This window comes from Bacillus cereus, assembly GCF_025917685.1.
GTDB lineage: Bacteria > Bacillota > Bacilli > Bacillales > Bacillaceae_G > Bacillus_A > Bacillus_A cereus_AT.
Genome location: NZ_CP089518.1, coordinates 1405459 through 1431414, shown reverse-complemented (window position 1 = coordinate 1431414; position 25956 = coordinate 1405459). Strand labels below are relative to the sequence as shown.

Genomic DNA, 25956 nt, shown 5'->3' with positions numbered 1-25956 from the left:
ACTTAGCTGTTTTTTCGTTTTTGCACTTGTATACTAAACTCTTTTGTATATTTTTTACCATTTATATAGAAATCTCCCCATATTTTATATGTTCCTTCTTCAGGAAATGTAATTCTATATTGTAATTGTTCATCCATATCAACAGGAATAGCGTATAAAAAATGCTCCCTTGTCTCATCAACGATATAAAGAGCGTTGACTTCACCTCTCCCCGAATTTAATTTCAGCTTTTCTCCCTTTTTCGCTTGAAACTGAAATGTTAATGTCGTTGCCTCATTCGGGTGTAATGCACCGAATAAAAGAGACACTTGATGCTCTCCTATATTTTTTGTAAGTACAGTATCAACAGGTAGTTTCTTTTTATTTTTGTCCTTGTTTTTCTCCTTTTTTTCTTCACCAAAATCTTTCTTAGAAAATGATTCCACGGACTTGTTTTCATCTTCATACAAAAATATCGTGTACTCTTCACCTTTCGCTACATCTGAAGATAGCTTATACGATCCATTTCCAGCAAATATAGGCTTCGTTTGTTGTATGTTTTTCAAATTCCCATCTACTATCACTGCTCGAATTTGATCGTTCACACCACGAACTTCATTATTCATTTTATTTAGCAATTGAAACGAAATATCGATTTTTTCATTTCCCTTTTTATTTTTCACATCCCACTTCACTTCTTGAACATCTCCGGTCGTTTCTACAGTTTCTTGATATTTTTTTATGTAAAATCCTCCTGCCACAATAAGTACTAGTGTAATAAGCCCAATGACAAGATTTTTCAAAATATCACCTACCATTTTTATTGTCTTTATCCATGCAAAACCTCTTAAATATATATTCTAGATTATGATTTATGAAATCCTCCTCTTTTGCACATATTACAAATAAAAAAGATTTTGATTGAAAGGAGTCGTAGTGTATAATGCAAATGATATTGATTTCTATCAATACATTATAAGGAGGATTTTTCATGAGTGTACATATTGAAGCAAAACAAGGCGAAATTGCTGAATCTATTCTATTACCTGGTGATCCATTACGTGCAAAATATATTGCTGAAACATTTTTAGAGGATGTTACTTGTTATAACAACGTGCGTGGCATGTTAGGTTTCACTGGAACTTACAAAGGAAAGCGTGTATCTGTTCAAGGTACAGGCATGGGTGTTCCTTCTATTTCTATTTATGTAAACGAATTAATTCAAAGCTACGGAGTGAAAAATTTAATTCGTGTTGGGACATGTGGTGCTATTCAAAAAGATGTTAAGGTACGTGACGTTATTATTGCGATGACGGCTTGTACAGATTCTAATATGAACCGCTTAACATTCCCAGGTTTTGATTTTGCTCCTGCTGCAAACTTTGATCTTTTAAAGAAAGCTTACGATGCTGGAACAGAAAAAGGATTACACGTTCGTGTTGGTAACGTATTAACAGCAGATGTATTTTATCGTGAGAGCATGGACATGGTTAAAAAACTTGGAGATTACGGTGTATTAGCAGTAGAGATGGAGACGACTGCTCTTTACACATTAGCAGCTAAATATGGTGTAAATGCATTATCTGTATTAACAGTAAGCGACCATATCTTCACTGGTGAAGAAACAACATCTGAAGAGCGTCAAACTACATTTAACGAAATGATTGAAATCGCTTTAGATGCAGCAATTCAGCAATAGTACACTAAAGAACTTGTCATACGTCTGGCGAGTTCTTTTTTATGCTACAATACTTCGACAGTCACTGCACCTTCTCTTTATGTGACTTTCTATAAAAAACTACTTTAGAGAGAGACAGATTTCTCCCCTCTATTTTTTTGTAACCTTTGTTATAATTAAGAAATCATTTATATTACAGTATTTTTCATACGAGGTGAAACAGTGAAGAACAGAAGCATCGTCTTTAAACTATTTTTATTAACATCAACTTTATTTACAATCATATTTCTCCTTTTTTTCCTTGGACAATCTCTATTTTTAGAGAAGTTTTATATTAATAAGAAAGTAAAAACCGTTCAGACGGCTTTTGAAAAATTCGTAAATAATTATGAAAAAAGCGCCCAAGACTTTGAGGACACTAGAAAATTAAAACAAGAATTTCATGATAAAACAAATGCTGAAATCCAATTTTTAGATTCTAACGGAATTATTAAAAGTGAAAACAGTTTTTACATTGATGTGATTAATCCTAACAATAATAAAACCTATTCCATCCCCCTTAACAACCTTTTAACACCTGAAGAATATAATAAATTCGTAAACTTAGGATTAAAAAAAGATGGAATAATTTATGTAGACGGACTACTCCAACCGAATAATATAATAACACCTCAAGAATTAATAACCAATAATACTAGATGGGAAAATGAACAATTCAATTCAGATTTTCAATCCATTAGTGGTAATCCATCTAAAAATAAACTTAAAAATCGATATAATAATACGGGTTCTCCAATCCATTTTACTGGGATAATATCTAAATTACAGCTTCCTTCCAAGACTGAGATTCGTCTTGCAAAGGATTTTGAAACATTACAAGCTGTTCAATATTTTGCAAGAACTATTAGGCAAGGTACTTCTAATTCAAATCAATTAAACACGTATATTTTAGATAGTGGGGAAAATATAAAAAACAGTGTCTTTGTAAAGCCTATTATGGAAAACGGAGAAATTAAGGAGTACGCTTTTGCGATAGCATCTTTACAACCCGTTAATGAAGCGATGCTCGTTTTAAAAGATTATTATGTCTATGCCTTAATTATCGTGTTTCTCGTTATTATTTTGTTATCCTTCTATTACTCAAAAATCATTGTTAAACCATTAATTAAGATAAATCGTGTTACAAAAAAAATGGCCAACTTTGATTTTAGCGAGAAGTTACCTGTTGCAGCAGATGATGAAATTGGTGGATTATCAAGCAGTATTAATACACTCTCTGTAAATTTAAAAGATCGAATCGACCGATTAAATGTTGCCAATACAAAATTACAACAAGATATTGAACGCGAACGTCAATTGGAAAAAACGAGAAAAGAATTCATTTCTGGTGTATCTCATGAATTAAAAACACCACTTAGTGTTATTCGTAGCTTCGCTGAAGGTATTCAAGATGGCGTAAGTAAAGATACGACCTATTATACAAATGTTATTTTAGAAGAAACAGAAAATATGAATAGACTTATTGTTGAAATGTTAGAATTAGCAAAACTTGAATCTGGTACGTACAAACTAGAAATGTCGACATTCTCAATCGGTGAATTAATTCAACAAGTCTATACAAAATTATTATTTAGCATGGAAGAAAAACATTTACAAGTGGACATCCATGTTGACTCATCTCTATTTGTTAAAGCAAATCGTAGCCGTATTGAGCAAGTAGTTGTGAACTTGCTTAGCAATGCAATTCGATATACTCCAGATGGTGAAAAAATACACGTCTCTGTTGTAGAAACGGAAGATACAGTGAAAATCGAAATTGAAAACACAGGCAATCCTATTCCAGAAGAAAGTCTTGAAAAAATTTGGGATCGCTTCTACCGTTTAGATGCTTCTCGTAGCCGTCATACTGGAGGTACCGGTCTTGGGTTATCTATTGTTAAAAACATTTTAGACTTACACCGCGCTGAATACGGTGTGTATAATACAACTAATAGTGTTGTATTTTATTTTAATTTACAAAAAGTAAAAGAAGTCAAATAATTTGTCTTAATTTCACTAGGAGTTCACATGAAATTCACACTCTCCCTTTATAGTAAGAAACAAGTTAATCCTTTCCTTTACACATACAAAAGAGGAGAGTGCGTGAAATGAAACAAGCAGGACAACCAATTCAAAACGAAAAACAATTAGAAACTATCAAAAATATACTTTTACAATCTTCGAAACGTGATGGCTTATTATTCGTATTAGCTGTAAATTCTGGCTTGAAAGTAAGTGAAATCTTACAATTAAAAGTTAGTGATGTAATCGATGAAGACGAAAATGTTCGCCATTCCATTTTATTTTACAATGAAAAAGTAAAGAAACATAAATGGTTTGCTGTAAATGAAGACTTACAGCACGCAATCGAAGATTACATGAAAGAACGTAAAACTTGGAAACGTAATGAGCCATTATTAAAGTCTCAAAAAGGGACAAAGTCTATTACGAGACAACATGCATGGTACATTTTAAACAAAGCTGCAAAAGAAGTTGGATTAGAAGGGATTAGCTCACATACACTTCGAAAAACTTGGGGCTATTGTGCATACAAATCAGGTGTTGATATCGCATTTTTACAACATTTCTTTGACCACAGTACTCCATCCAAAACTTTAAAGTATATCGGTATTGCTTAATAACTCTTATACATAAAAAAGGTTACCATTTATAAATCTGGTAACCTTTTTTATGTTTCATATTCTCTTTTCTTGTCTCTCCTATACTGTAGTGGTACTCTAATAGTAAGGGGGAGAAATTATGAACACATTAACAATTGAATTACCGAAAGAAACGGCTGAAAAACTTGATTTATTAAAGAAAGCTTATCAAAAGAAAACAGGTGCTACTATTTCTGAAAGCACTCTCGTTCAAACACTTATCTCAAAGGAATTTATCCAAGCGATAACTCCTTTTGATTTACAACAAATCATCAATGGAAAAGAACAGCAGTAATCGCTGTTCTTTTTTTATTACTATTTAAAATATAAAGTGAAACTTTAATCAATGGAGGTTTACGGGCAGCAGGGCTTCCACCTAACTTCTTTGCTCCAGCCGAATTTTGAGGTAGGAGTTTTACTGCCCGCAAATAGCGGGATAAAAAGTTTTTTACTTATTTTCCGAAAAAGCATTGACAATGATAATGATAACCATTATCATTTGTTATGAAGCCAACAATTAATGAATCAACCAAACGCTCAGTAACATTGTTACCCCTCTTTTTCATATAGAAAAGCACTGTACATTCCCCCTGTTTGTGCAGTGCTTTTCTTGTTTGTATTTATTCAAATAAATTTAATTGCTCCGGTTTCGGTTCACCATATGCAATATTCAACATTTCCATCAATTGTTTTGCATTATCCGCGGCATCTCCACCTGAATTATTATTAAACAATACATATATATCCTTTGTCTTCTTTTTCAATCGCTCTAATCGTTCTACCCATTCCGCCAACTCTTTATTATTATAACGATATAAACAGCGAACCGCTCTCCAATTTTCTCCTTTATCCAACCAACCATGAACATTTCGGCCATGAAAACGTATTAACGCCATGTCCGAGTTTGTTGCCTCTAATACAAGCGGTACTGATCCTATTCCTGCCTGAGGCTCATCGCAAATTGTATGAATCCATTTTTCTTTTTCTAAAAACTGTAACGTCTTATCTCTCATTTCTGGATAAAACCATGTTTGATTTCGAAATTCTATTGCACATGGTAAATCTTCCATTTTTTCTTTCGTGTATCGAAGTAAATCTACATTTTTCACTTTACAATCAAACCATGGTGGATATTGGAATAAAATCATTTTTAATTTATTTGCTTCTATTAAAGGAAGAATGGATTGTTTATACACATCAAACATCTCATCGAACGTAGAAAAAGGGATTTCCCCTTTCATATGCCCTGTCATCCCTTGATAGGCTTTTACTATTAAAGAAAAATCTTTCGGCGTTTCCATCGCCCATTTTATATAATTCCGCGCAGGTTGTATCGCATAAAATGAACTATCTACTTCCACAATGGGAAAATGTTCACTATAAGTTCGCAATTTATTTCTATTTTCATAGGGATTTATATATAAAGAAACATGATCTCCCCATCCCGTTACTCCAATAAAAAGCAAACGAATTCCTCCCTTCTCAACTTCAGCCTACACTCATTCTATATTACTTCACAAAAATACCATCCGACCAATTTCACAAAGTAGCTCTTTCTTTAAGAGTATCCGTATAAAAATATGATATACTAGATGGAAGAATTTTTAAATTGAGGGGTTATTTATGCTTCAAGACGATATTATTTTATCTCATGAAAATCGAATAAAAGAATTAGAAAATAAAGTACGGTTATATGAAGAGCTTGTAAATCAATTACCACATCATTTCACATATAAAAATCCACATATTGGTTTGCAAATAAAAAAAACGAGAACATCTCATTCTATTCAACCGATACAACAAAAAGATAAAGAGCCTATCTTTCAGCTTACTTGCGATTCACTATTTTTATTTGAACAACTCGAAAAATATTTTGTTCATATTTTCGATGCGTTTTCGCATCACGTCACTTTTATTGATAATAAAGGGAACATTACATTATGTAATCAAGCTGCAGCAGATGATTTTGGTGTCATACGAAATTCTATAATTGGGAAACCAATTCAACAATTATTAAACTTACCTGAAGAACAAATTAAAGCTATTGAAACGTTAAAAACAGGAACCGAAATATATAATGAAGAAGTGTTAGACAAAAACTACGGCATCGTAAACAACCGCATTATTCGTGATTATAATGGAGAGATTTTCCGAGTTATTAGTGTATTTCATTATTTAAATACAGAACGTGATGCCGAAAAGTTTTCTCTAGCTGGACGAATTGCAGCTGGGATTGCACATGAAGTACGAAATCCCCTTACAACGGTACGTGGGTACTTGCAATTTCTACAAGATAGCGTTTCTCCATCCAATAAAGAATTGTTTAAAAGTCTACTCATTCCTGAACTAGATCGTGCAAATAGTATTATCACAAAATTTTTATCCATTTCAAAAACGCGTGAATTTACTAGAGAACCTTTTCCGATCAATACGTTTTTACGCGAATATATTCAACAACTACTTGCTAGTGAAGTTTTTTTACACAACATTTCTATTGACTATGAATTTTCTACGGAATTAGATGGTGTACTTGTCAATATTGATCGCCATGAACTCGTGCAAGTTTTTTTAAATTTATTTCAAAATGCTGTCGATGCTCAAGGTGAAGAACCTCTTTCTATTCAAATTACTAGTTATCGCTTAGATAATTTTGTTCGTATTACTTTCAAAGATAATGGAACCGGCATTCCTCCAGCTATTCAAGAATATATATTTGATCCGTTTTTCTCTACAAAAGACTCAGGAACGGGACTGGGATTATCAGTAACGAAGAAAATTATTCAAAATCATAACGGTACATTAAAAATGTCTAGTAATCAAAACGGTACAACTTTCACTATTTCCATTCCAATTTTACCTAAAGCGAACTATGAACGAATTAATCATTAAAAAGGTTGTGCTGTTCCACGAACTGCACGCAAATTGTTAGATATAATTTAACAATTTGCGTGCAGTTTTTTTATTCTAGCCTATTCTTTTTTAACTCATATAAATCTTTCTCTATCTCTTCATTGTTCTTTGTTTTCACAATATAGGTAAACTTCTTATTTTTTTGAAATAGTAGTTTGTCCCTCAAGAATTCAGTTTAGTTTTCATTTTATTATATAGTAACGACTATTTATTCTATAAAAGAAAGGGATGAACAAATGTCCAACAAAAATAAAGGGAAAGTATTTTATGGTAATGATTGTTGCGAAGTAAGAGCTTGCAGCTATATTAAGATCTCTAAGGCAGAACTAAAAGAGTATGCTAGACTCCTTCAAGCTCTTGGTCATAGTATTCAAGCTGTATTTCAAAACCCTTCTCAAGAAAACATCGATAAACTAATTGCTCTCCTGAATAATCTTCAAAAATTCCTCAGTTGCTTAGATTTATCACCTGCACAAGAAAAAATTGGTAGTTCTATTATCGCTAACTTATTAACTATCCTAAAGTCCTCACCCTTCTCATGCGGAGCATTGTACGTTGAGCTACAAAGTTTGCTTAATTATTTATTGTATATTGCTAAGTTATTCAAAATCGATTGCTGTGCTATCGATAAACTAGTTAAGCTCATTACAGAAATTCAAGCTATCCTAGTTCAATATGGATCAGATTGCCTTGGTGGAGGAACAATAGGACCTACTGGACCTACTGGACTTCAAGGACCACAGGGTATTCAAGGCGCTCAAGGTGCTCAAGGACCTGCCGGTGCTACTGGTGCCCAAGGTGCTCAAGGCGCTCAAGGACCGGCGGGTGCTACTGGTGCCCAAGGTGCTCAAGGTGCTCAAGGACCTGCCGATGCTACTGGTGCCCAAGGCGCTCAAGGTGCTCAAGGACCAGCGGGTGCTACTGGTGCCCAAGGCGCTCAAGGTGCTCAAGGACCGGCGGGTGCTACTGGTGCCCAAGGCGCTCAAGGTGCTCAAGGACCGGCGGGTGCTACTGGTGCTCAAGGTGCTCAAGGACCGGCGGGCACACCAATTCCTGTAACTATAGCAGCAATAGGAAATTCTAATCCTCAAACTATATCTCCTGGAACAAACATCCAATTCAATCAAGTTTTCGAATTAAATAATATAACTTTTAACGACACTTCAGATACTTTAACTATTCTAGAAACAGGAGTATACGATATTAGTTTCTCAGCATCTACAACCTTCCCGGGTTCTTCACCATTTGGATTCGGTATTTCATTCGACGGTCAACCACCTACTCGTAATTTTTCAACTAACGTTATCGGTAGTGCTGTTTCTTTCTCTACAATCGTTACTTTACAAGCTGGTACAACAATCGCTGTACAACCTACAGCAAATACTATTTCTATTCCTAACACTGGTGACACAACAGCTACACTATCAGTCTTCCGAATTTACTAACTTTTAGTTTTTATCTTATTTTTGAAAGACCAATAATATTTGATTTATAGTAATTTGTATTACTTTGATTGTATGTTAAATCTCTCTTTTAATAAAAAGGAGTACTTATTTTGGAGGATAAGTACTCCTTCTTTACGTTTCTTTACTTCAAATTTACTTTAGCTTAATTCTCTTTTTGTATGATAAATAGTGAAGACAAAGACATGAAAGAGGGATGATAATGAGAATTATATCACTGACACGTTTTTGGTTTGTTCTTATGGTATGCATAATTTTATGTATAGGATTTCTTTTAACTCTAAAATATTCAAACATTTCAAAAGCAGAAAGAAAAACAGTTCCATACGAACTTCTGTATACAAAACAAAACAACATCCCGTATTCCTCTTCCACACAAAATGAAAAAAAGGTTATAAAAGGAATGCTTATTACAGAAGCTTCTAGTTACGAAGCGCTACTTCAAATTGCTGAAACGATTAAAGATCAGTATACAAATAAAAAAATTGATGAAATCACACTTTCTATCCACAATAAAAATAATAGTAATTATGAAGAAGAATTACCTTACGAACCTATTAGTAAAGGTACAGTAATCGTCACATACGATTCTCAATCCTTTGGCAGTACGAACATTATACTTAACGAGTAATATCATTTATCCCAATTGATATGTACTAATAACTAGTAAAGGTAAACAAAAATCTCCACCGATTAAAGTTTTACTTTATTTTCCATACGAAAAAGAGGCGAATTTCGTTATTCGCCTCTTTCTTTTACCAAAATGATGGAATCCACTCTTTCACTTTGTCAAACCACTCTTGTTGCTCTTTTTTTCTTTGTTGTTCCTCTTCTTTTCTTTTTTTCTCTTCTTCTTTCCTTCGTTTTTCTTCCTCAATCATTTTTAATTGCTTTGTATAATCCGCTTCAGGTATTAGTGATAACTGAAATGCCTTTTGAGCTGGATTTCCATTCGCTTTCTTCATAATGTCCCGGAACATTGTCGTTGTAATTTGACTTCCCCCCGGCACATAATGCTCACTATCCGTTTTATCATACCCTACCCAAATCGCACCTACTAAATCCGGTGTGTATCCAACAAACCACGAATCCTTCGCACCAGCGCTTGGTCCATTCACAAGCTGGGTAGTCCCCGTCTTGCCTGCGGTATCGATATTATTAACTTTCGCTTTTTCACCCGTTCCCCTTTCAATCACACCTTTTAATAAGTATGTCATCTTTTGGGCAACTTTCTCGTTCGTCACACGAGTTTCTTTCTTATACCATTTTCCAATTGTTTCTCCTTCAGCATTTTGGATTTCTCTAATGGCATGAGCTTCTACTTGGACACCATCATTTGCAAATGTGCTATACGCTTGAGCCATTACAAATGGAGAAGTCCCTACATGCATACCTCCTAAAGCAATCGGATACGTACGATCTTCAGGCTCTAATGGAATACCAAACCGCTCTAAAGATTTCAATCCTTTATCTAATCCAATTTGCTCTAATAACCAAACTGCTGAAACATTATATGACTTTGCCACTGCTTCATACATCGTCACATTACCATGGAACGTATGATCACTATTTTGTGGTGCATATTCTTTAATATTAAATGGTTCATCTTTTAAAACATCGTATACTTCATATCCTTGTTCTAACGCTGGTACATACACTGCAAGAGGCTTTAACGTTGAACCGGGCTGCCTTTTTAATTGTGTTGCATGATTAAACTGTAAAAATTGATAAGGACCTCTGCCTCCAACTAAAGCTGGAACACCGCCAGTTTTTGGATTCATAAGGACCACTCCAGTTTGCATAAGCTGATCTGAACCACTATCTTTAAAATAACTATCATTATTCACAACATCTTCAACCGCTTGTTGTTTTTTCGGGTCAAGTTCCGTATAAATACGATAACCACCTGCTAAAATTTCATTTTGTGTTAATTCATACTTGTCCATCGCTTCTCTAACAATATAATCTACGTATTGAGAATATTTCCCCTTATATTTATCATCAACACCACGTCGTAATACAAGACCTGATTCTTTCTCCTGGTTATATTGTTCTGCAGAAATATATCCTTGTTCCTTCATTAAACCTAATACGACATTACGTCTTTCAATGGATTTATTAAAGTTTTTATACGGCGAATACGCAGATGGCGCTTTAATTAATCCTGCAATCGTTGCAGCTTCTGAAATTGTTAAGTCTTTTACCTCTTTATCAAAATAAGATTTAGCTGCTCTTTTTATCCCCCAAGCACCTTCACCAAAATAAATTTGATTCATATACATTTCTATAATTTCATCTTTTGAATAAGTACGCTCTATTTTTTTTGTTAAAAAATATTCCTTTATTTTACGTGAGTATGTGCGATCTTGTGTTAAAAATACATTTTTTGCAAGTTGTTGTGTAATTGTACTACCACCAGCCACAACTTCACCAGCTGTAATGTTCTTAAATACAGCGCTTATGATTCCACTATAGTAAATGCCATGATGACTAAAAAATTCCTTATCTTCTACTGCAACAATTGCTTGAACCATAATATCAGGAATATCTTTCCTTTTGACCCCTTCTGTTTTAGAAGAAGCTAATTTAGTCGCAACTTCATTATTTGCATCATAAATTAAAGTCGGTTGTGGCACAGCTTGTTTTAATTCAGATATATCTTGAATGGAAATTATTATATTTACAGCAATAAATAGAGTAACGAGCAAACTTCCCAATACAATTAATGAATTGCGTAGTTTTTTCCTCTGATTGAACCACTCAAGCGTTTTTTTAAAGTGAGTGTTCTTCAATTTCATTCGTTCACTTCCTTCGTTTGTTTACACGCTTCTTTTTAAAAGGAAGAATATACCTCCTTTTAAATTTATTATAATAACGTAGTCTTTCCTATAGTGTAAAGCTTTTCTTTCACATTCATACTTTTTACAAGAAAAGGACATTCTACAAGTAAGATATTCACCATTAGTATTAATATTATTAATGCAACAATGTGAGTTATGTTAAGTTTTTGTAAACTTTTCGATAAAATGTTTTAAAAAACGACAGTTTTTTGTTAGAATTGACTAGCCAATATATTTTACATATATTACTTTTGTGGGGGTAACAATAATGGTCTTTAAATCAAAAAAAGATAAATTTTCTGAAATGCTAATGAACGTTTCCGAAAATTTAAAAGAAGGCGCGCAGTTTTTCGTGGAGTATAAAATTAAAAATGCTAGCGATTTAAAAGAGTTTTCTATGCGCATGAAAGAGTATGAGTCGAAAGGTGACTCATTTATTCACGAAATCATTATGGAGCTAAACAAAGCGTTTATTACTCCTATTGAACGTGAAGACATCCTACAGCTTGCAATGAGTATGGATGATGTATTAGACGGATTAGATCACAGTGCTGGTCTATTCGAAATGTATTCTATTACAGAAGCTGATGAATACATGATTAAATTTGTTGAAGCAATTAATCAATGTGCGATTGAGATTGCAAATTCTGTTGAATTACTGTCTAAAAAGAAATTAGTCGACATTCGTACAAATGCGATTAAGATTAAGGATTACGAGTCACAATGTGACGATATTCGCCGTCACGCGATTAAACACTTATTCTCTCGTGAAAAAGATCCGATTAAAATTATTCAATATAAAGAGATTTACGAAGAGCTTGAAGAAGTAGCTGATAGCTGTCAAAGCGTTGCAAACGTATTAGAAACAATTATTATGAAGAACGCGTAAGGAGTTTGATCATGGATACACTCTTGATACTGACCGTTTTAGTAGTCATTTGCGCTTTAGCTTTTGACTTTATCAATGGATTTCACGATACAGCAAACGCTATTGCAACGGCTGTTTCAACGAAAGCTCTAAAGCCTAGACATGCAATTATTATGGCAGCTATTATGAACTTTTTAGGTGCAATGACATTTACAGGTGTAGCAAAAACGATTACAAAAGATATCGTTGACCCATTTGCTTTGCAAAATGGTTCTCTTGTAATTTTAGCTGCTTTGCTTGCAGCAATAGCTTGGAACTTAATTACTTGGTACTACGGTATTCCAAGTAGTTCTTCGCATGCAATCATTGGTGCAATCGCAGGTGCAGCAATTGCTGCTGCTGGTTTTGCCGCTTTAAATTTCAAAGGGTTCATAAAAATTATTGAAGCTTTAATCATTTCACCGATTATCGCTTTCGTTATTGGTTATATCGTATACAGTATTTTTAAAGTAGTCTTTAAAAACTTTAACTTAACAAAAACGAATAAGAACTTCCGTATATTCCAGATTTTCACTGCAGCATTACAAGCTTATACACACGGTACGAATGATGCACAAAAAGCAATGGGAATCATCACGATGGCTCTTATGGCCAATAACTATCATACTTCTGACGACATTCCGTTCTGGGTACAATTATGTTGTGCAATCGCAATGGGACTTGGTACTTCTGTCGGTGGATGGAAAATTATTAAAACTGTCGGTGGACAAATTATGAAAATTCGTCCTGTAAATGGTGTAGCTGCCGATTTATCATCATCACTTGTTATTTTCGGTGCAACATTCATTCACTTACCGGTTAGTACTACGCACGTTATCTCTTCTTCTATTTTAGGGGTTGGTGCTTCTCATCGTGTGAAAGGTGTAAAATGGGGAACTGCAAAACGTATGTTAATTACATGGGTTATTACACTTCCAATTTCAGCTTCTTTAGCTGCGTTATTTTACTCCTTATTACACTTAATCTTTTAATTAAAAGTCGTCTTCCTTATTTTTCTAGGAAGACGACTTTTTTGTGAACAAGCCTATTTCTTATTAAAAAGCGTGTATAATGATTGGTGGATAAGTTATATAGAGGAGTTGGCAATTTTGGAATACATCATGTTACTTTTCATCGGATTAATCGCTGGGACAGTCGGGAGCCTAGTAGGGCTTGGGGGCGGAATTATTATCGTTCCGTTATTAATTGGATTACACAGTTTATCACCACAGCTCGCAGTAGGAACTTCTATGGTAACAGTCGTTTTTACAGGGCTGTCTTCTACCCTTACATACATGAAACATAAACGGGTAGATTATAAAAGTGGACTTATTTTATTTATCGGGAGTGGCCCTGGTGGTATTATCGGGTCATGGGCAAACAAATTTTTAAACCAAGATACGTTTTCTTTATACTTTGGGATTTTTCTTATATTCGTCTCCATTCTTCTTATGCTACGAGACAAATTACAACCTCTTTCCCTATCAAATATGACTGTAATTAAACGATCTTTTACAGATAAAGAAGGAAATACTGTAGACTATCAATTCCCACCATTTCTCGCTATCTTTATTGCCTTTATAGTTGGATTTATATCCGGATTATTCGGGATCGGTGGTGGCGCCTTACTTGTGCCAGCGATGATGCTCCTTTTTGCGTTCCCAGCACACATTGCTGTAGCAACTTCGATGTTTATCGTATTTTTATCAGCAATTGTAAGTTCTGCAACTCACATCTCCCTTGGAAATGTTAGCTGGATCTATGCATTAATTTTGATTCCTGGTGCATGGATTGGTGGAAAAATCGGGGCTTATATTAACACAAAATTAAGCGGTAATGCCGTAATTAATTTATTACGTATCACATTAATTATTCTTGGAACTAGATTAATCATTACTTCATTTTTATAACGCGTTCTTTCTAGAATGCGTTTTTTCTTATACACATGAATATAAAAAGGCTCCTAGGAGAACAAATAAAACTAAACAAACACTTAATAGCATAAAATTTGAAATATGTACTTTCTTCAAGTTGATCACTCCTATAGCTACGACTCTTATCTTTATGATAGCGAAAAAACCGGTCGCATGCAGTTACAAAGTGCTAACAATGCAAAATCATTTATTACAAATTTTATCCTTATATTTCATTTCTTTGTATAATCTATCGATTCAATAAAAAAAGATGTCATATTGACATCTTTTTAGTGAAGAAGTGACCATCCCATAAAGTCTTCATGTACTTGGCACGCCCTCTTATCGTTTCGATCATATAATTCAGCATAACTATCTGTTTCTTCATCATAAGCCATCGTATAAATAATTTGGCCGTCTATTTCAACGGATAAAACGACTCCACCTTTCATCTCTTCTACATGAATGATAGCATTCGCCGGAATTCTCATATCCGTCATCTTCATCGCATCTAACAATATACTAAACCCCCTACAGCGTATTCATTGCTAGTACTATTACACACTAAATAGTATACTACTGTAATAGCATACATTTCGTCAATGAAATTGCTGTTTAAAAAGCATAGTGTCTTTATACATTTACGCTAAAATATAAGAAATAGAAATGTTTTAATGGGGGGCTAACATTGATTCTACATAAGGGAGATGTATTATTCCGTCAAGGTGAGGACGGTCCATTATATTTTATAAAAAAAGGTTTATTAAAAGTTATTCGGTTAGAAGCAAACGGAACACCATTTTTATTTAATATTATCGTTCCTGGTGAAACGATACCTCACCATTCTTTAATTTCACCGAAGGAATATCACGGTACAGCTATCGCTTTAATGAAAACAGAAGTTGAGCCTATAATTAGCAATGAATGGTACGATCAACTCCAGGCAAATCCTGCATCTTATGAAAATATCGCTATGCAATTGCAATCGAAATTAAGAATGATGCAACAGCGTATCGATCAATTGACAACTGTTTCTCCTAAAGAGCGCCTTCATCGTTTACAAGAGTGGTTCACCTTATATTTAGGTGACATCCCTATTTATGAAATATTAACACAAACTGAAATTGGTCAGCTCATAGGTGTACGCCGCGAAACAGTAAATCGCTTATTAAGAGAACAAGCAAAAAACGAGGTAAAATAATACCTCGTTTTTTGTTTAGCAACGTTAATCTATTGTAAGCTTGCTGCGGGACCGAAAAATTCATAATGAATGTTCTCTTGTTTAACACCCAAATCAATCAATGTAGCATTTATATGCTTCATAAATGCTACTGGGCCACAGAAATAAAATTCTGCTTCAGTTGTTGGAATAATAGTTTGTAACCATTCACGTTCAATGAATCCTTCTTTGTCAAAATTCTTCATTTCCACATCTCGCTCTGTCGGTGAAGAATAGCAAGTATATGCTTTCACTTGTTCATACTCTTTTTCTACTGTCTCAACATGCTCTTTCATCGCATGTGTATTACTATTTATCGCTGCATGAACAAAGCATACATTACGCTTTAATTCTTGTTCGATTAGCGTATTTAACATACTCATCATCGGTGTAATACCTACTCCACCACTAATTAGTACAACAGGTAATGTTGACTCCATATTTAACACGAAATCTCCCGCTGGTGCACTTACTGGTAAGACATCTCCTTCTCCTACATGATCATGTAAGTAATTAGATACTTTACCATCTGGTGTATCTACACCTTTTTCTTTCTTTACACTAATGCGATAGTATTCTTTTCCAGGAGCATCAGATAAGCTATATTGACGATTATGCGTATATGTTTCACCTTCAATATTTATTTGAATCGTTACATATTGTCCTGGGATGAATGAAGAAACTTTCCCACCATCTTCAGGTTTTAAATAAAATGATGTAATAACGTCACTTTCCTTCACTTTTTTAACAATCACAAAGTTGCGGAAATCTTTCCATCCACCTTCTTTATGTGCAGCCTCTTCATACATATCCGCTTCAATGCTAATGAATGCATCAGCAATGACGCCATACGCTTCTCCCCATGCATTTAAAACTTCATCAGGTGCGCCTGCGACCTCTTTAATCGCTCGTAGTAAGCATGTACCTACTATTGGATAATGCTCTGCTTTAATACCTAAACTTCTATGTTTATGACCGATTTGCTTTACAACTGGAATAATAGCTTCTAAATTATCGATGTACATTGCAGCTGCATAAACCGCATTTGCTAATGCTTGTTGTTGTCTTCCCTTTTTCTGGTTCGTATGGTTGAAAATATTCAATAACTCCGGATGTTCCGAAAATAAAATTTGATAAAATCTCGTTGTAATTTCAACGCCTTTTTCCTGCAATAACGGTACTGTTGATTTTACGATTTCAATTGTTTTTGCACTTAACATTGTATCCCACTCCTCTATTTCTTTAACTGTTTTTAGTTTAACTGAATTGTATAATACATATTGTGATTTTAATCACTATTAACACGGTGTTTTTGTGAAAAATATATGAACATTGCACTTACAAGAAAAAATAAGCCAACTAGAATTCTAGCTAGCTTATTATTTGGACTGTATTGCTTGTTCAATTACCCTTATATCTTTCCCATCTCCAAATTCTGTATACCCCCAGATGTTCGTTTCACCTCTATATTTATTTACGATAATATCTAAGTCATGGTATACACGATGGGCATAAACTACATACTCAATATTTTGAAGTTCCACACCTTTTTTTACAATTTCATAGCTTCTATTTACATCGCGTTTTATTGTTTCATTCTTTATTTCTATATGTATATTTTTTAAAGACGATTCTTGTTGTTGAAACCATTGTTTAAATTGGTTCCAGTCCCCTTCTGTATAATTCTCTGCTTTACCATAATTTAAGAAATTATTATAACTTTCATGTGTCATACGAATAAAATCTAGCACTTTTGTCTCTTCTTGCACATCATCTATTTGAGCTATTGTATTTACCTCTGCAGGCTTATTCGCATAATGTAACAGCACTTTCATAAGACTATAGCTCGCAATGATCATTACGATAATAATCCCGAATACACTTAACAATTTCCTCATATTACAGAACTCCTTCTCTACTAAAGATGTTACAATGTATGACTATACTTGTAACATTCTCTCGTAGAAATGTAATTTCTGTATAAATCCTTCCTATCATTTCGACAATATTTTTCTATACATTTCTCCTTGGCAAATGTTCTTGTAAAACAATATACCCTTCATAAGCTGTGTAACCGAGTATAGCCATTAATCCGATATAACAAGCAAATACCATCCATTTCGTTTTCGTATCCACTTTATAATAGTTTTCCTGTTGTCTCTTTTCTGTATCCCATTCCTGTAATTTTCTTTCCGACATTTCAAATGCTTCTCTTATATGAATTGTATGTGTTTCTTTTTCATCTTCATATGGGACGTAATCCAGCGGCTCAAACTTTGGTAAAAGATACTCTAGCACTTCAATCTTTTGAAGCTCTCCTGTTTTTAATTCTTTCTCTCTTTCTTTTTGCCTTAATACATTTATTTCATGTTGCATCAAATATATATTTCGATGCACTGCACCAGTTTCTTTTAACTCCTCTTCAAGCCTTGCAACATATTCTTTCATTCCATCAATTCTATATCCTAATTCCTTAATTGGCCCATCTCTCTTTACTACTCTATATAATTCCATACAGCCGATAATAAAAATAAAACCTCCCAAAATACTTTTGAAGTAAATAGAATATCCAAGTAGTAAAACAAGCCCCGCTCCCCAAATTTTCGTACTTACAACTGAAATAATCCGCCCGCCATCTAACGGAGAAACTGGAATTAAGTTAAAGAAATTAATCATACTCCCAAGTAAAATAACAAGCGCCCAAAACGGCTCTTTCGTTATTATATAAAGTGGGATTGCGGGTAAAAATGAAAGTAATCCGAAAAGAGGCCCCATATATGCAATGTAAGCTTCATCTTTTGCATTTTTCGGCATCTCTTTCATCCCAATAAGAGCTCCCATAAATGGTATGAAGATTGCTGGAGATGTTGGTATGCCTTTTCTTCTAGCTGCCCATAAATGCCCCATTTCATGAACAAACAACAAATAAACGAGTGCTACTCCAAACTTCCAACCATATATAACTGCGTATGCACCAAGCGATAAGAACATACTAAATACTGTTGAAAACTTTGCTAACTTAAAAATCGCAAATATCCATTTTAACTTTGATAGTAAAAACAACCCTATTGCGACGATAACTCCCCATAATCCTTTTTTATTATTTTTCATTTCCCTCTCCTTTATCTCGATTTACTGAGCCATATACACTCATCAAAACTTATTCTTTTCTCTATTATGACATATTTTTTTCTATTGCTAGAAATAATGTTTATTTCATCCATTTTTAGCCAAAAATATAAATGAAAGGAGGCATGCACAAATGAAATTACAATCTCTTATGATAGGTGCTCTATCGTTTTTAGCTTCAACTCTTATTTTTTATACCGTTAGCTACTACGTATTATTATTAGATTGGTTGCCAAATCACTTATTTATTGCTCTTATCATTCTTTCCGCTCTTATGATTTCTTTTCTTATTACACGAAAATCAATGAGTGAGCCATCTGCAAAAGCAAAGTAATAGAGAGGGGAGTCTTTCCCCTCTCTTATCATTTCCTAGGAAAATCTATATAGACTTTACGATTCACATTTATCTCGATTAGTAAAAGCTAATAATCAGTAGTGGATGCCCTCCACTGATTAAAGTTTCACTTTATCTTTGTAAATTCATTTTTTCACCATACTCTTTAACAATTTGAATAATGTTTCGAAATGCTCCTACTTTTTCTTTCTTACTATTTAATATTTGCAAACCGTAATTATCATAATAGCTTTCTAGTGCTTTTAATTGTGATTCTGAAGCATCTTTTATGGGAACAGTAACCTTCAATTCATACTGTTTATACCCTTCCTTTACTTTTTCAGCTGAAATTATTTCACTTTCTTTTGCTCCAATTACTTTTTGAACCTTTTCCGGGAAAATCAATTGCAAATAATATTCTTGTTCCTTCGCTAACTTATTATATAGTGATTGTGAAATCGTATATCGTACTGTATAATTCATTTTTTGATCACCCGCTTTAATATGAAACGCGGTAATCTGCAAATCTTTTTTCGTTACTTCTGTTAAAGGCCCTACCTGCATCTCATCTTCTTTTTGTTCTGGAATTTTTGGAAATATAGCCAAAAGTTTTTCCGTATCTTTTTCGTTCAGCATATACATAGCTTTTTTATATTGCATCCATCCCCGTCGATCTTCTCCTCTTAACCATGCATAATACGTTTCTATTTTCCCATCTCTACTAATTTGTATTTCATATTCTGGTTCACCAAAGCTACCTGTTACTTCTTGTTTTTCTGCTTTGTTTATAATATCCACCACTAACTCCGCATCCATTTTCTTTAATTTTTTTTCTTCTGTACCTTTTTGTATAACAATTACTTGTAATGGTTCTTTCACTTCATTCACTGTCTCCTCTACTTGTTTCGATTCTTTCTTTTGCTCGGCTTGACCACACGACGCGAGTAAAATAACACATAAAAAAATTAAATATTTCCCTTTCAAATCAATTCTCCTTTTCCAATAAGAAATTCTTATAATCCTCATACATAAAACAAAAACGTTACATTATATAGAATGAGCTATACTATACACTGAAGGGAGGATTTTACAATGTCCATTAATTTTCATGATGCAAATAATAGGTATACGTATGCAAGTCGTAACGCACATATTTCATGGCAGGAAACAATAAACAATATTGTAGATGTGCAAAATAAACAAGTAATTGATATAGGTTGTGGTGGCGGCATTTATACGAAAGAACTTGCTCTTATGGGAGCCAAAAGTGTTGTTGGGCTTGATTTTTCAAAAGAAATATTACAAGCTGCAAAAGAAAACTGTAACGGCTTCCCAAACATTTCATTCATTCACGGTGATGCGCACAACATTCCATACCCTAACGAAACATTCGACCTTATCATTTCGCGTGCCGTCATTCACCACTTACAAAATATCCCTATTTTTATACGAGAGGCTTCTCGCATATTAAAAAAAGGCGGTATACTGATTTTACAAGACCGAACTATTGAAGATTGTACAATTCCAGGAAGCCCTGAACACATTCGTGGATACTTTTTCTCTGTATTTCCAAAACTCATTGAAATAGAATCAAAAAGAAGACCAAAAACCACTACTATACAGCAAGAATTACAACAATATTCTCTTCAAGCGTCCCCCATACAAACACAATGGGAAGTACGAAAAACACATAATTCTGTAGAAGCATTGCTACAAGACCTATCTCCCCGAACCGGACGATCCATTCTATATGAATTAACAGATCATGAACTTTCTCAACTTCTACTTCATATCCAAACAGCATTACAAAACGTCTCTCCTATTATCGAAAGAGATCGTTGGACCATTTGGAGCGCCATGAAATTGTAAGGAAGGAAGCCTCACAAAATAATGTGAGGCTTCCTTCTTTCATAATCTAATTTTGCAACACTCTTGATATCCTCCACTCCTGGCCTGTGCACTTCCACACTTCGGACATACTAAATATCTAGACTGATTTGTCAACAAACTACCTTTTTGAAAGAGTAAAACTTCTGCTTGTTTAAACGAACGCGAATAATATAACCACATAAAACCAATTATAGCAATAATGCCAAATAATACTCCCATCGCAAGCATTTCAGTCACCTCTTTTGGTTTGTTCTTTCCAGCAAGTGGATTGTTGTATTATTCTCTGTAAATTCTAACAATACCTTCTTTACTCCTATAAATATCGATTTTCTCCATAAACTTTACAATTCCCTATAATGTTTTACAGCATTTTTACAAACAGCATTCAACCTTATATTCTCAGCTATATTTCTACAGGTAAATATATTTCCCAAAAAATATGTTGACTTTCTAAAAAAAACATGTGAAAATACTGTCAGAATACTTGAATAAAAATTCATTGACGAGAACGAGTACGTTATAGGACTGTTCCCCAGAGAGTTGGCGATTTGCTGAAAGCCAACGTTCAGTGCTTAACCGAAAATCATCTCCGAGAAGTAGAACCGAATGCTGAAGTAAGTTCTTACCGGATGTCCCCCGTTACAAGGAACACGTATCATGTTGTACGTTGCAAAGCCGTATACATATAGATTTATTTCTACATGTATAAATTAGGGTGGTATCGCGGGTAAATATAACTCGTCCCTTTCTTTAGGGACGAGTTTTTTGTGTTCTTACCATGAATTTACAAAAAGGAGGAAAAACAATGAACACTGTATCAAAAAAACATGTTTTTTTCACAGGCCTTATGCTATTTTCTTTATTTTTTGGGGCAGGAAATTTAATTTTCCCTCCAATGCTTGGACAAAATGCTGGTGAAAACTTTTGGCCAGCGATGATTGGCTTTTTACTAACAGGAGTTGGTTTACCGTTACTTACTGTTATCGCTATTTCTTTATCAGGAAATGGAATGCAGCAACTTGCAAGTCATGTTCACCCATTATTCGGAATTTTCTTTACAGTAGTTGTATACATTGCAATTGGTCCATCTATGGGCATTCCACGTGTTGCTAATGTCGCTTATGAAATGGGAGTTAGTTCTTTCTTACCAGAAACCATTCGCTCTAGCAGCCTAGTGCTATTTTTATACACAGTCATCTTCTTTTCTATCGTATTTTGGCTTAGTTTAAACCCTTCTAAGCTCGTCGATCGTATCGGAAGTGTATTAACACCTATTTTATTACTCTCTATTTTTTTATTATTCGTTAAGAGTGTATTTACACCCCTCGGGCAATCTGGACCAGCCATGCAAGAGTATCAAACTTCTCCAATTTTCAAAGGTTTTATGGAAGGATACTTAACGATGGATACCATTTCAGCACTTGCATTTGGGATTATCGTTGTAAATGCAATTCGCTCAAAAGGTGTGAGTGATCGTAAATCAATTGCCATCGCAACAGCAAAAGCAGGACTTATTGCCGCTACTGGTCTCGTACTTGTATATGGTGCACTTGGCTGGCTCGGTACAACTAGTGCCTCTCTCGGATACGCAAAAAATGGGGGACAGCTACTTACCGTTATCGTACAACAATTATTCGGTCCATATGGTCTAATTCTATTATCTCTTATCGTTACACTCGCTTGCTTAACAACATGCGTTGGACTTGTATCTGCATGCAGTCAATACTTCTCAACATTATTGACAAAATTTTCATACAAAATGTTAGCAAGTGTCATTTGCTTGTTAGGATTATTAGTTGCCAACTTAGGTTTAACAAAAATTATCGCAATCTCTGTTCCTATTTTACTTGTTGTATATCCAGTTGCAATTGTACTCGTGTTATTATCATTACTTCATAAATATTTCGGTGGCTATCGATCTGTTTATGTATGTGCTTTAATCGGAACAGCGATTGTGAGCGTTTTTGACGGATTAAAACAAGGGAATATTCCTGTTTCATTTATCACATCTTATTTTGAGTTTATTCCATTGTATAATGAAGGAATTGGCTGGTTAGTACCAGCATTAGTTGGGGCTATTATCGGTTTTGCTATCGCAAAATTAAGTGGTGCAAAAACTGTACCATTAACGGATAATTCACCTGAATCAAAAGCATCATAAAAAAAACTCCCATTTTGGGAGTTTTTTTACATTTGATAAGAAGTATGATTAAAGCTACTCACTTTATAAGCTTTCGTATAGTAATCAATATTCGTATCCACTGTTTCTACTTTTACAACATCATAGCAATCTTCTTGCTTTACTAGAAATAAATAATATTCTTCTGTCGCCTCGATAATTGCGATACGATCTGTTTCAATATCATATTGTTCACAAAGTGCTTGCAACGCATTCACATAGTTACCTAATTTTTTCGTTTCATCCATTCCAAATATCGTTTGAACTAACATACACTCTCTCCCCTTTGTATGTACTGTTAACAATATAATGATAACGCTTACAATGTTAAGCGTCAACAAAAAGCTTTGACCATATATAGTCAAAGCCTCCTTCTTATTTCGTCAATTGATGTCTAAACGCATAAATAACCGCCTGTGTCCTGTCACTTACATTTAGCTTATTTAATATATTACTCACATGTGTCTTTACTGTTTTGAGGGCAATAAACAACTCATCTGCAATCTCTTGATTACTTTTCCCCTCTGCAATTAATAACAAAATTTCAGACTCTCTTTCTGTTAACTCCTCATGCAAAGGTTGTTCTTTCTTCTGACGCATACGAGACATCATTTTGCCAGTAACTTTTGGCTCTAATACCGTTTCTCCATCATAAGTAGCTCGTACAGCGTCTGCTATATCACTCGCTCTTGATGTTTTTAATAAATAACTTGTCGCCCCCGCCTCAATAACAGGATACAACTTCTCATCATCTAAAAAGCTCGTTACAACCACAATTTTCGCTTCTGGCCATTCCTGAATAATAGCACGTGTTGCTTCAACACCGTCCATCTCATCCATGACAAGATCCATCAAAATAATATCCGGTCTTAATTGCAGTGCTAACTCTGAACCTTTTCTTCCATTTTCAGCTTCTCCAACTACTTCAATATCTGGCTGTGTTGATAAATATGCTGATACACCCATTCGAACCATTTCATGGTCATCAACTAGTAATACTTTTATCATGACTCTCCCCCTCTCTCAATCATAATCGGTACTTTCACTTCTATTTGCGTACCTTTATTTGGAAAACTAAGCACTTTTAATGTACCACCAATTTCATGAACTCGCTCTTGCATTGATCTTAAGCCGTATGAACCTGCCTTATTAACCCCAACTTTAAAACCAACACCATCATCAATAATTTTCAAAATCGCATATTGATCAATTTTACGTAGGCGTACTTCGGTTTTCTTTGCCTTCGCATGCCGTAAAGTATTAGACAACGCCTCTTGTACAATACGGAATAAATGATCTTCTACACCTTTTTTTAATTGAATTGGTTCAATTAACCATTCAATTTTCATATGTTGCTTTCTAGACAGTTCTGTTAATAATTCTTCTATACCCTCTGTTAGTTTCTTACCTTCTAACTGCACTGGGCGTAAATGAAGGAGCAATGCTCTCATTTCTGATTGTGCATTTACAACCATATTCTCAACAAGCTGCAACTGTTTTTTCGTCGTGCCTGGAATTTCAGCTACTTGTTCATTAATAGCTGACATCATCATCGACATTGCAAAAAGCTGCTGACTTACAGAATCATGCAGCTCTCTCGCTAATCGATGCCTTTCTTGAGAAATCGCTTCTTGTCTCATCTCTTCATTCCAATGGGCTCGTTCATTTGTTACTTTTTGAAATAGCCCAGCTTGCTCCTCTAATCGACGAGCCAGAACGATTACTTTTCGTTCCACTTCATGAAATTCATCATCCGCAGTAAACGAAACATCACTCGGAAAATTCCCTCGTTCTACTTCAAATAGAAAAGTATTTAATCCTTGTATACGCTGCTCTATATAATAACCGATTGCATACCCTACAATTCCTCCGATAAGAAGACTAGTACTCATAATAAACAAGCCAATTGGAACAGAAGCAATGGATTCTTTCCATAGTAAATCATAAACTTGTTGTTCGCTTTTCCATACATATACAATTGTACAAATAAGTGCGATACTCACAGAGGACAACATAGAATAACGAATATACATCCACGAAATATTCTTTTGTTTTTTCATTATACTTTCCTCACTTCCGTATCGCCTACGACAAGCGAAGAAATAATTTTTATACGGCGAGGAGCTTCTTTATACTGTTCTGTTCTAAACGTAACATTACGGTTAAATCCTGTTTCTTCGTGTCCCGGCAAGAGCACTCGCCCAACAATAACAGAATGATTTAAAGACAGTTCGATATCATATGGCACATATAAACGAATATTACCAACGACTCCCCGAATAACAATTACCGTTTCTCCCTCTGGAATCATCGCAGTTGTTAAATCAATCTCGACATCACAAGCACCATATTGGACATTAATATCCTCAAGTTCATAAATATGATCCATCATTCGTACATTACCTACGAACATATTTTTTATATACGGTTCTGTACGATATATTTGTTTTTCTTCATCTATATATCCCTTTTCTTTAATTTCAACTTTCATTGCTTTTTGCTGATGTCCTTGTTGAATAAGTTGATAACCAATTAAAGCTAAACAAGCAAATACAACAAGTACGAATGCTGCTGATGAAAATAAGAAGAATAAGAATACAATACCACCGACAAATAAAAATACATTCCCTCTTACATAACGATTTTTCTTTCGGTAATGCCTTCCAAACATAATCATAATAAATGCAAAAATTAGACCACCTGGTTCAAAATGTCCGAGTATCATATCAAGAAAAAGACCGAATCCAAATATGATGAGGAGCATCCCCATTAATTGTGTTTTTGAAAAGTGCTTCTTCATTTCAGCTCCCCCCCTC

At 34.4% G+C, this 25956-nt stretch carries 27 protein-coding genes and 1 other annotated feature; of the genes, 14 read left to right on the top strand and 13 right to left on the bottom strand.

Translation table 11 applies throughout. The features are described from left to right. Positions 1 to 2: 2 nt before the first annotated feature. The gene (locus LUS72_RS07390; RefSeq protein ID WP_097831754.1) at positions 3 to 797 is read right to left on the bottom strand and encodes a hypothetical protein; all 795 of its coding nucleotides are present in this window, start codon (positions 795 to 797) and stop codon (positions 3 to 5) included. A gap of 173 nt (positions 798 to 970) precedes the next feature. On the opposite strand from LUS72_RS07390, the gene deoD reads away from it, so the two are divergent. The 4 genes from deoD (at position 971) to LUS72_RS07370 (ending at position 4651) form a co-directional block, all read left to right on the top strand. Continuing rightward, on the top strand, positions 971 to 1678 hold the full coding sequence (gene deoD / locus LUS72_RS07385; RefSeq protein WP_000110707.1) for a purine-nucleoside phosphorylase: 708 nt from the start codon (positions 971 to 973) through the stop codon (positions 1676 to 1678). Between the two features lie 201 nt (positions 1679 to 1879). Further along, positions 1880 to 3697 carry a sensor histidine kinase gene (locus tag LUS72_RS07380; protein ID WP_097831755.1) on the top strand — a complete coding sequence of 606 codons (1818 nt, stop codon included), beginning with the start codon at positions 1880 to 1882 and terminating at the stop codon, positions 3695 to 3697. Positions 3698 to 3804: 107 nt separating this feature from the next. Further along, on the top strand, positions 3805 to 4335 hold the full coding sequence (locus tag LUS72_RS07375; protein ID WP_000806230.1) for a tyrosine-type recombinase/integrase: 531 nt from the start codon (positions 3805 to 3807) through the stop codon (positions 4333 to 4335). A 121-nt stretch (positions 4336 to 4456) separates the two neighbouring features. After that, positions 4457 to 4651, top strand: coding sequence for a DUF3924 family protein (locus LUS72_RS07370; protein WP_001094855.1), 195 nt, complete (start codon positions 4457 to 4459; stop codon positions 4649 to 4651). 325 nt (positions 4652 to 4976) lie between these two features. Here LUS72_RS07370 and LUS72_RS07365 read toward each other — a convergent pair whose 3' ends face one another. Next, positions 4977 to 5822 (bottom strand): DUF72 domain-containing protein, encoded by an 846-nt coding sequence (locus LUS72_RS07365; RefSeq protein WP_264448738.1) that lies wholly within the window; start codon positions 5820 to 5822, stop codon positions 4977 to 4979. Between the two features lie 157 nt (positions 5823 to 5979). On the opposite strand from LUS72_RS07365, the gene LUS72_RS07360 reads away from it, so the two are divergent. The 3 genes from LUS72_RS07360 (at position 5980) to LUS72_RS07350 (ending at position 9360) form a co-directional block, all read left to right on the top strand. Further along, entirely contained in the window at positions 5980 to 7245 is a 1266-nt protein-coding gene (locus tag LUS72_RS07360; RefSeq protein WP_264448737.1) for a PAS domain-containing sensor histidine kinase, read from the top strand. A 257-nt stretch (positions 7246 to 7502) separates the two neighbouring features. Then, the gene (locus tag LUS72_RS07355; protein WP_264448736.1) at positions 7503 to 8711 is read left to right on the top strand and encodes a Gly-Xaa-Xaa repeat protein; all 1209 of its coding nucleotides are present in this window, start codon (positions 7503 to 7505) and stop codon (positions 8709 to 8711) included. Between the two features lie 220 nt (positions 8712 to 8931). Next, complete coding sequence (locus tag LUS72_RS07350) at positions 8932 to 9360, top strand: hypothetical protein (RefSeq protein WP_097831759.1); 429 nt, start codon at positions 8932 to 8934, stop codon at positions 9358 to 9360. 124 nt (positions 9361 to 9484) lie between these two features. Here the strand turns inward: LUS72_RS07350 and LUS72_RS07345 are convergent, their stop codons facing one another. Next, positions 9485 to 11527 carry a transglycosylase domain-containing protein gene (locus LUS72_RS07345; RefSeq protein WP_097831760.1) on the bottom strand — a complete coding sequence of 681 codons (2043 nt, stop codon included), beginning with the start codon at positions 11525 to 11527 and terminating at the stop codon, positions 9485 to 9487. A gap of 310 nt (positions 11528 to 11837) precedes the next feature. Between LUS72_RS07345 and LUS72_RS07340 the strand changes: the two genes are divergently transcribed. From LUS72_RS07340 to LUS72_RS07330, 3 genes are all read left to right on the top strand, one after another. Continuing rightward, positions 11838 to 12458 carry a DUF47 domain-containing protein gene (locus LUS72_RS07340; RefSeq protein WP_000231446.1) on the top strand — a complete coding sequence of 207 codons (621 nt, stop codon included), beginning with the start codon at positions 11838 to 11840 and terminating at the stop codon, positions 12456 to 12458. A gap of 11 nt (positions 12459 to 12469) precedes the next feature. Continuing rightward, positions 12470 to 13468 (top strand): inorganic phosphate transporter, encoded by a 999-nt coding sequence (locus LUS72_RS07335; RefSeq protein ID WP_097831761.1) that lies wholly within the window; start codon positions 12470 to 12472, stop codon positions 13466 to 13468. A 117-nt stretch (positions 13469 to 13585) separates the two neighbouring features. Further along, positions 13586 to 14386 (top strand): sulfite exporter TauE/SafE family protein, encoded by an 801-nt coding sequence (locus LUS72_RS07330; RefSeq protein ID WP_097831762.1) that lies wholly within the window; start codon positions 13586 to 13588, stop codon positions 14384 to 14386. Positions 14387 to 14679: 293 nt separating this feature from the next. Here the strand turns inward: LUS72_RS07330 and LUS72_RS07325 are convergent, their stop codons facing one another. After that, positions 14680 to 14907, bottom strand: coding sequence for a hypothetical protein (locus LUS72_RS07325; RefSeq protein ID WP_000883004.1), 228 nt, complete (start codon positions 14905 to 14907; stop codon positions 14680 to 14682). Positions 14908 to 15077: 170 nt separating this feature from the next. Here LUS72_RS07325 and LUS72_RS07320 point away from each other — a divergent pair, with 170 nt between their 5' ends. Then, positions 15078 to 15590: a Crp/Fnr family transcriptional regulator gene (locus LUS72_RS07320; RefSeq protein WP_264448735.1), complete on the top strand. Its 513-nt coding sequence runs from the start codon at positions 15078 to 15080 to the stop codon at positions 15588 to 15590. Positions 15591 to 15619: 29 nt separating this feature from the next. Here the strand turns inward: LUS72_RS07320 and hmpA are convergent, their stop codons facing one another. The 3 genes from hmpA to LUS72_RS07305 all read right to left on the bottom strand — a co-directional run bounded on the left by hmpA (position 15620) and on the right by LUS72_RS07305 (position 18719). Then, positions 15620 to 16828, bottom strand: coding sequence for an NO-inducible flavohemoprotein (gene hmpA / locus LUS72_RS07315; RefSeq protein ID WP_097831764.1), 1209 nt, complete (start codon positions 16826 to 16828; stop codon positions 15620 to 15622). A 159-nt stretch (positions 16829 to 16987) separates the two neighbouring features. Next, the gene (locus tag LUS72_RS07310; protein ID WP_097831765.1) at positions 16988 to 17506 is read right to left on the bottom strand and encodes a hypothetical protein; all 519 of its coding nucleotides are present in this window, start codon (positions 17504 to 17506) and stop codon (positions 16988 to 16990) included. Positions 17507 to 17621: 115 nt separating this feature from the next. Continuing rightward, positions 17622 to 18719, bottom strand: coding sequence for a site-2 protease family protein (locus LUS72_RS07305; protein ID WP_097831766.1), 1098 nt, complete (start codon positions 18717 to 18719; stop codon positions 17622 to 17624). Positions 18720 to 18870: 151 nt separating this feature from the next. Between LUS72_RS07305 and LUS72_RS07300 the strand changes: the two genes are divergently transcribed. Next, entirely contained in the window at positions 18871 to 19071 is a 201-nt protein-coding gene (locus tag LUS72_RS07300) for a hypothetical protein (protein WP_097831767.1), read from the top strand. A 132-nt stretch (positions 19072 to 19203) separates the two neighbouring features. Here LUS72_RS07300 and LUS72_RS07295 read toward each other — a convergent pair whose 3' ends face one another. Continuing rightward, entirely contained in the window at positions 19204 to 20055 is an 852-nt protein-coding gene (locus LUS72_RS07295; RefSeq protein ID WP_141533339.1) for a YhfM domain-containing protein, read from the bottom strand. A 108-nt stretch (positions 20056 to 20163) separates the two neighbouring features. Between LUS72_RS07295 and LUS72_RS07290 the strand changes: the two genes are divergently transcribed. After that, on the top strand, positions 20164 to 20940 hold the full coding sequence (locus LUS72_RS07290; protein WP_264448734.1) for a class I SAM-dependent methyltransferase: 777 nt from the start codon (positions 20164 to 20166) through the stop codon (positions 20938 to 20940). Between the two features lie 39 nt (positions 20941 to 20979). Here the strand turns inward: LUS72_RS07290 and LUS72_RS07285 are convergent, their stop codons facing one another. Further along, positions 20980 to 21189, bottom strand: a complete 210-nt coding sequence (locus LUS72_RS07285; protein ID WP_000880630.1) for a hypothetical protein — start codon at positions 21187 to 21189, stop codon at positions 20980 to 20982. 262 nt (positions 21190 to 21451) lie between these two features. Further along, positions 21452 to 21710: a binding site (T-box leader), on the top strand. A gap of 56 nt (positions 21711 to 21766) precedes the next feature. Between LUS72_RS07285 and brnQ3 the strand changes: the two genes are divergently transcribed. Next, positions 21767 to 23122, top strand: coding sequence for a branched-chain amino acid transport system II carrier protein BrnQ3 (brnQ3, locus tag LUS72_RS07280; RefSeq protein ID WP_097831769.1), 1356 nt, complete (start codon positions 21767 to 21769; stop codon positions 23120 to 23122). 26 nt (positions 23123 to 23148) lie between these two features. Here the strand turns inward: brnQ3 and LUS72_RS07275 are convergent, their stop codons facing one another. Genes LUS72_RS07275 through liaF form a run of 4 tightly spaced genes read right to left on the bottom strand, consistent with a single transcriptional unit; the run spans position 23149 to position 25940 of the window. Continuing rightward, positions 23149 to 23505 (bottom strand): DUF3992 domain-containing protein, encoded by a 357-nt coding sequence (locus LUS72_RS07275; RefSeq protein ID WP_141533338.1) that lies wholly within the window; start codon positions 23503 to 23505, stop codon positions 23149 to 23151. A gap of 10 nt (positions 23506 to 23515) precedes the next feature. Next, a complete protein-coding gene (locus LUS72_RS07270; RefSeq protein ID WP_000598709.1) occupies positions 23516 to 24148 on the bottom strand; it encodes a response regulator in 633 nt (210 codons plus the stop codon). Further along, positions 24145 to 25200, bottom strand: a complete 1056-nt coding sequence (locus LUS72_RS07265) for a sensor histidine kinase (protein ID WP_264448733.1) — start codon at positions 25198 to 25200, stop codon at positions 24145 to 24147. Before LUS72_RS07265 ends, LUS72_RS07270 begins: the two co-directional genes overlap by 4 nt. Further along, entirely contained in the window at positions 25200 to 25940 is a 741-nt protein-coding gene (gene liaF, locus LUS72_RS07260) for a cell wall-active antibiotics response protein LiaF (RefSeq protein WP_000716083.1), read from the bottom strand. Before liaF ends, LUS72_RS07265 begins: the two co-directional genes overlap by 1 nt. Positions 25941 to 25956: the final 16 nt, after the last annotated feature.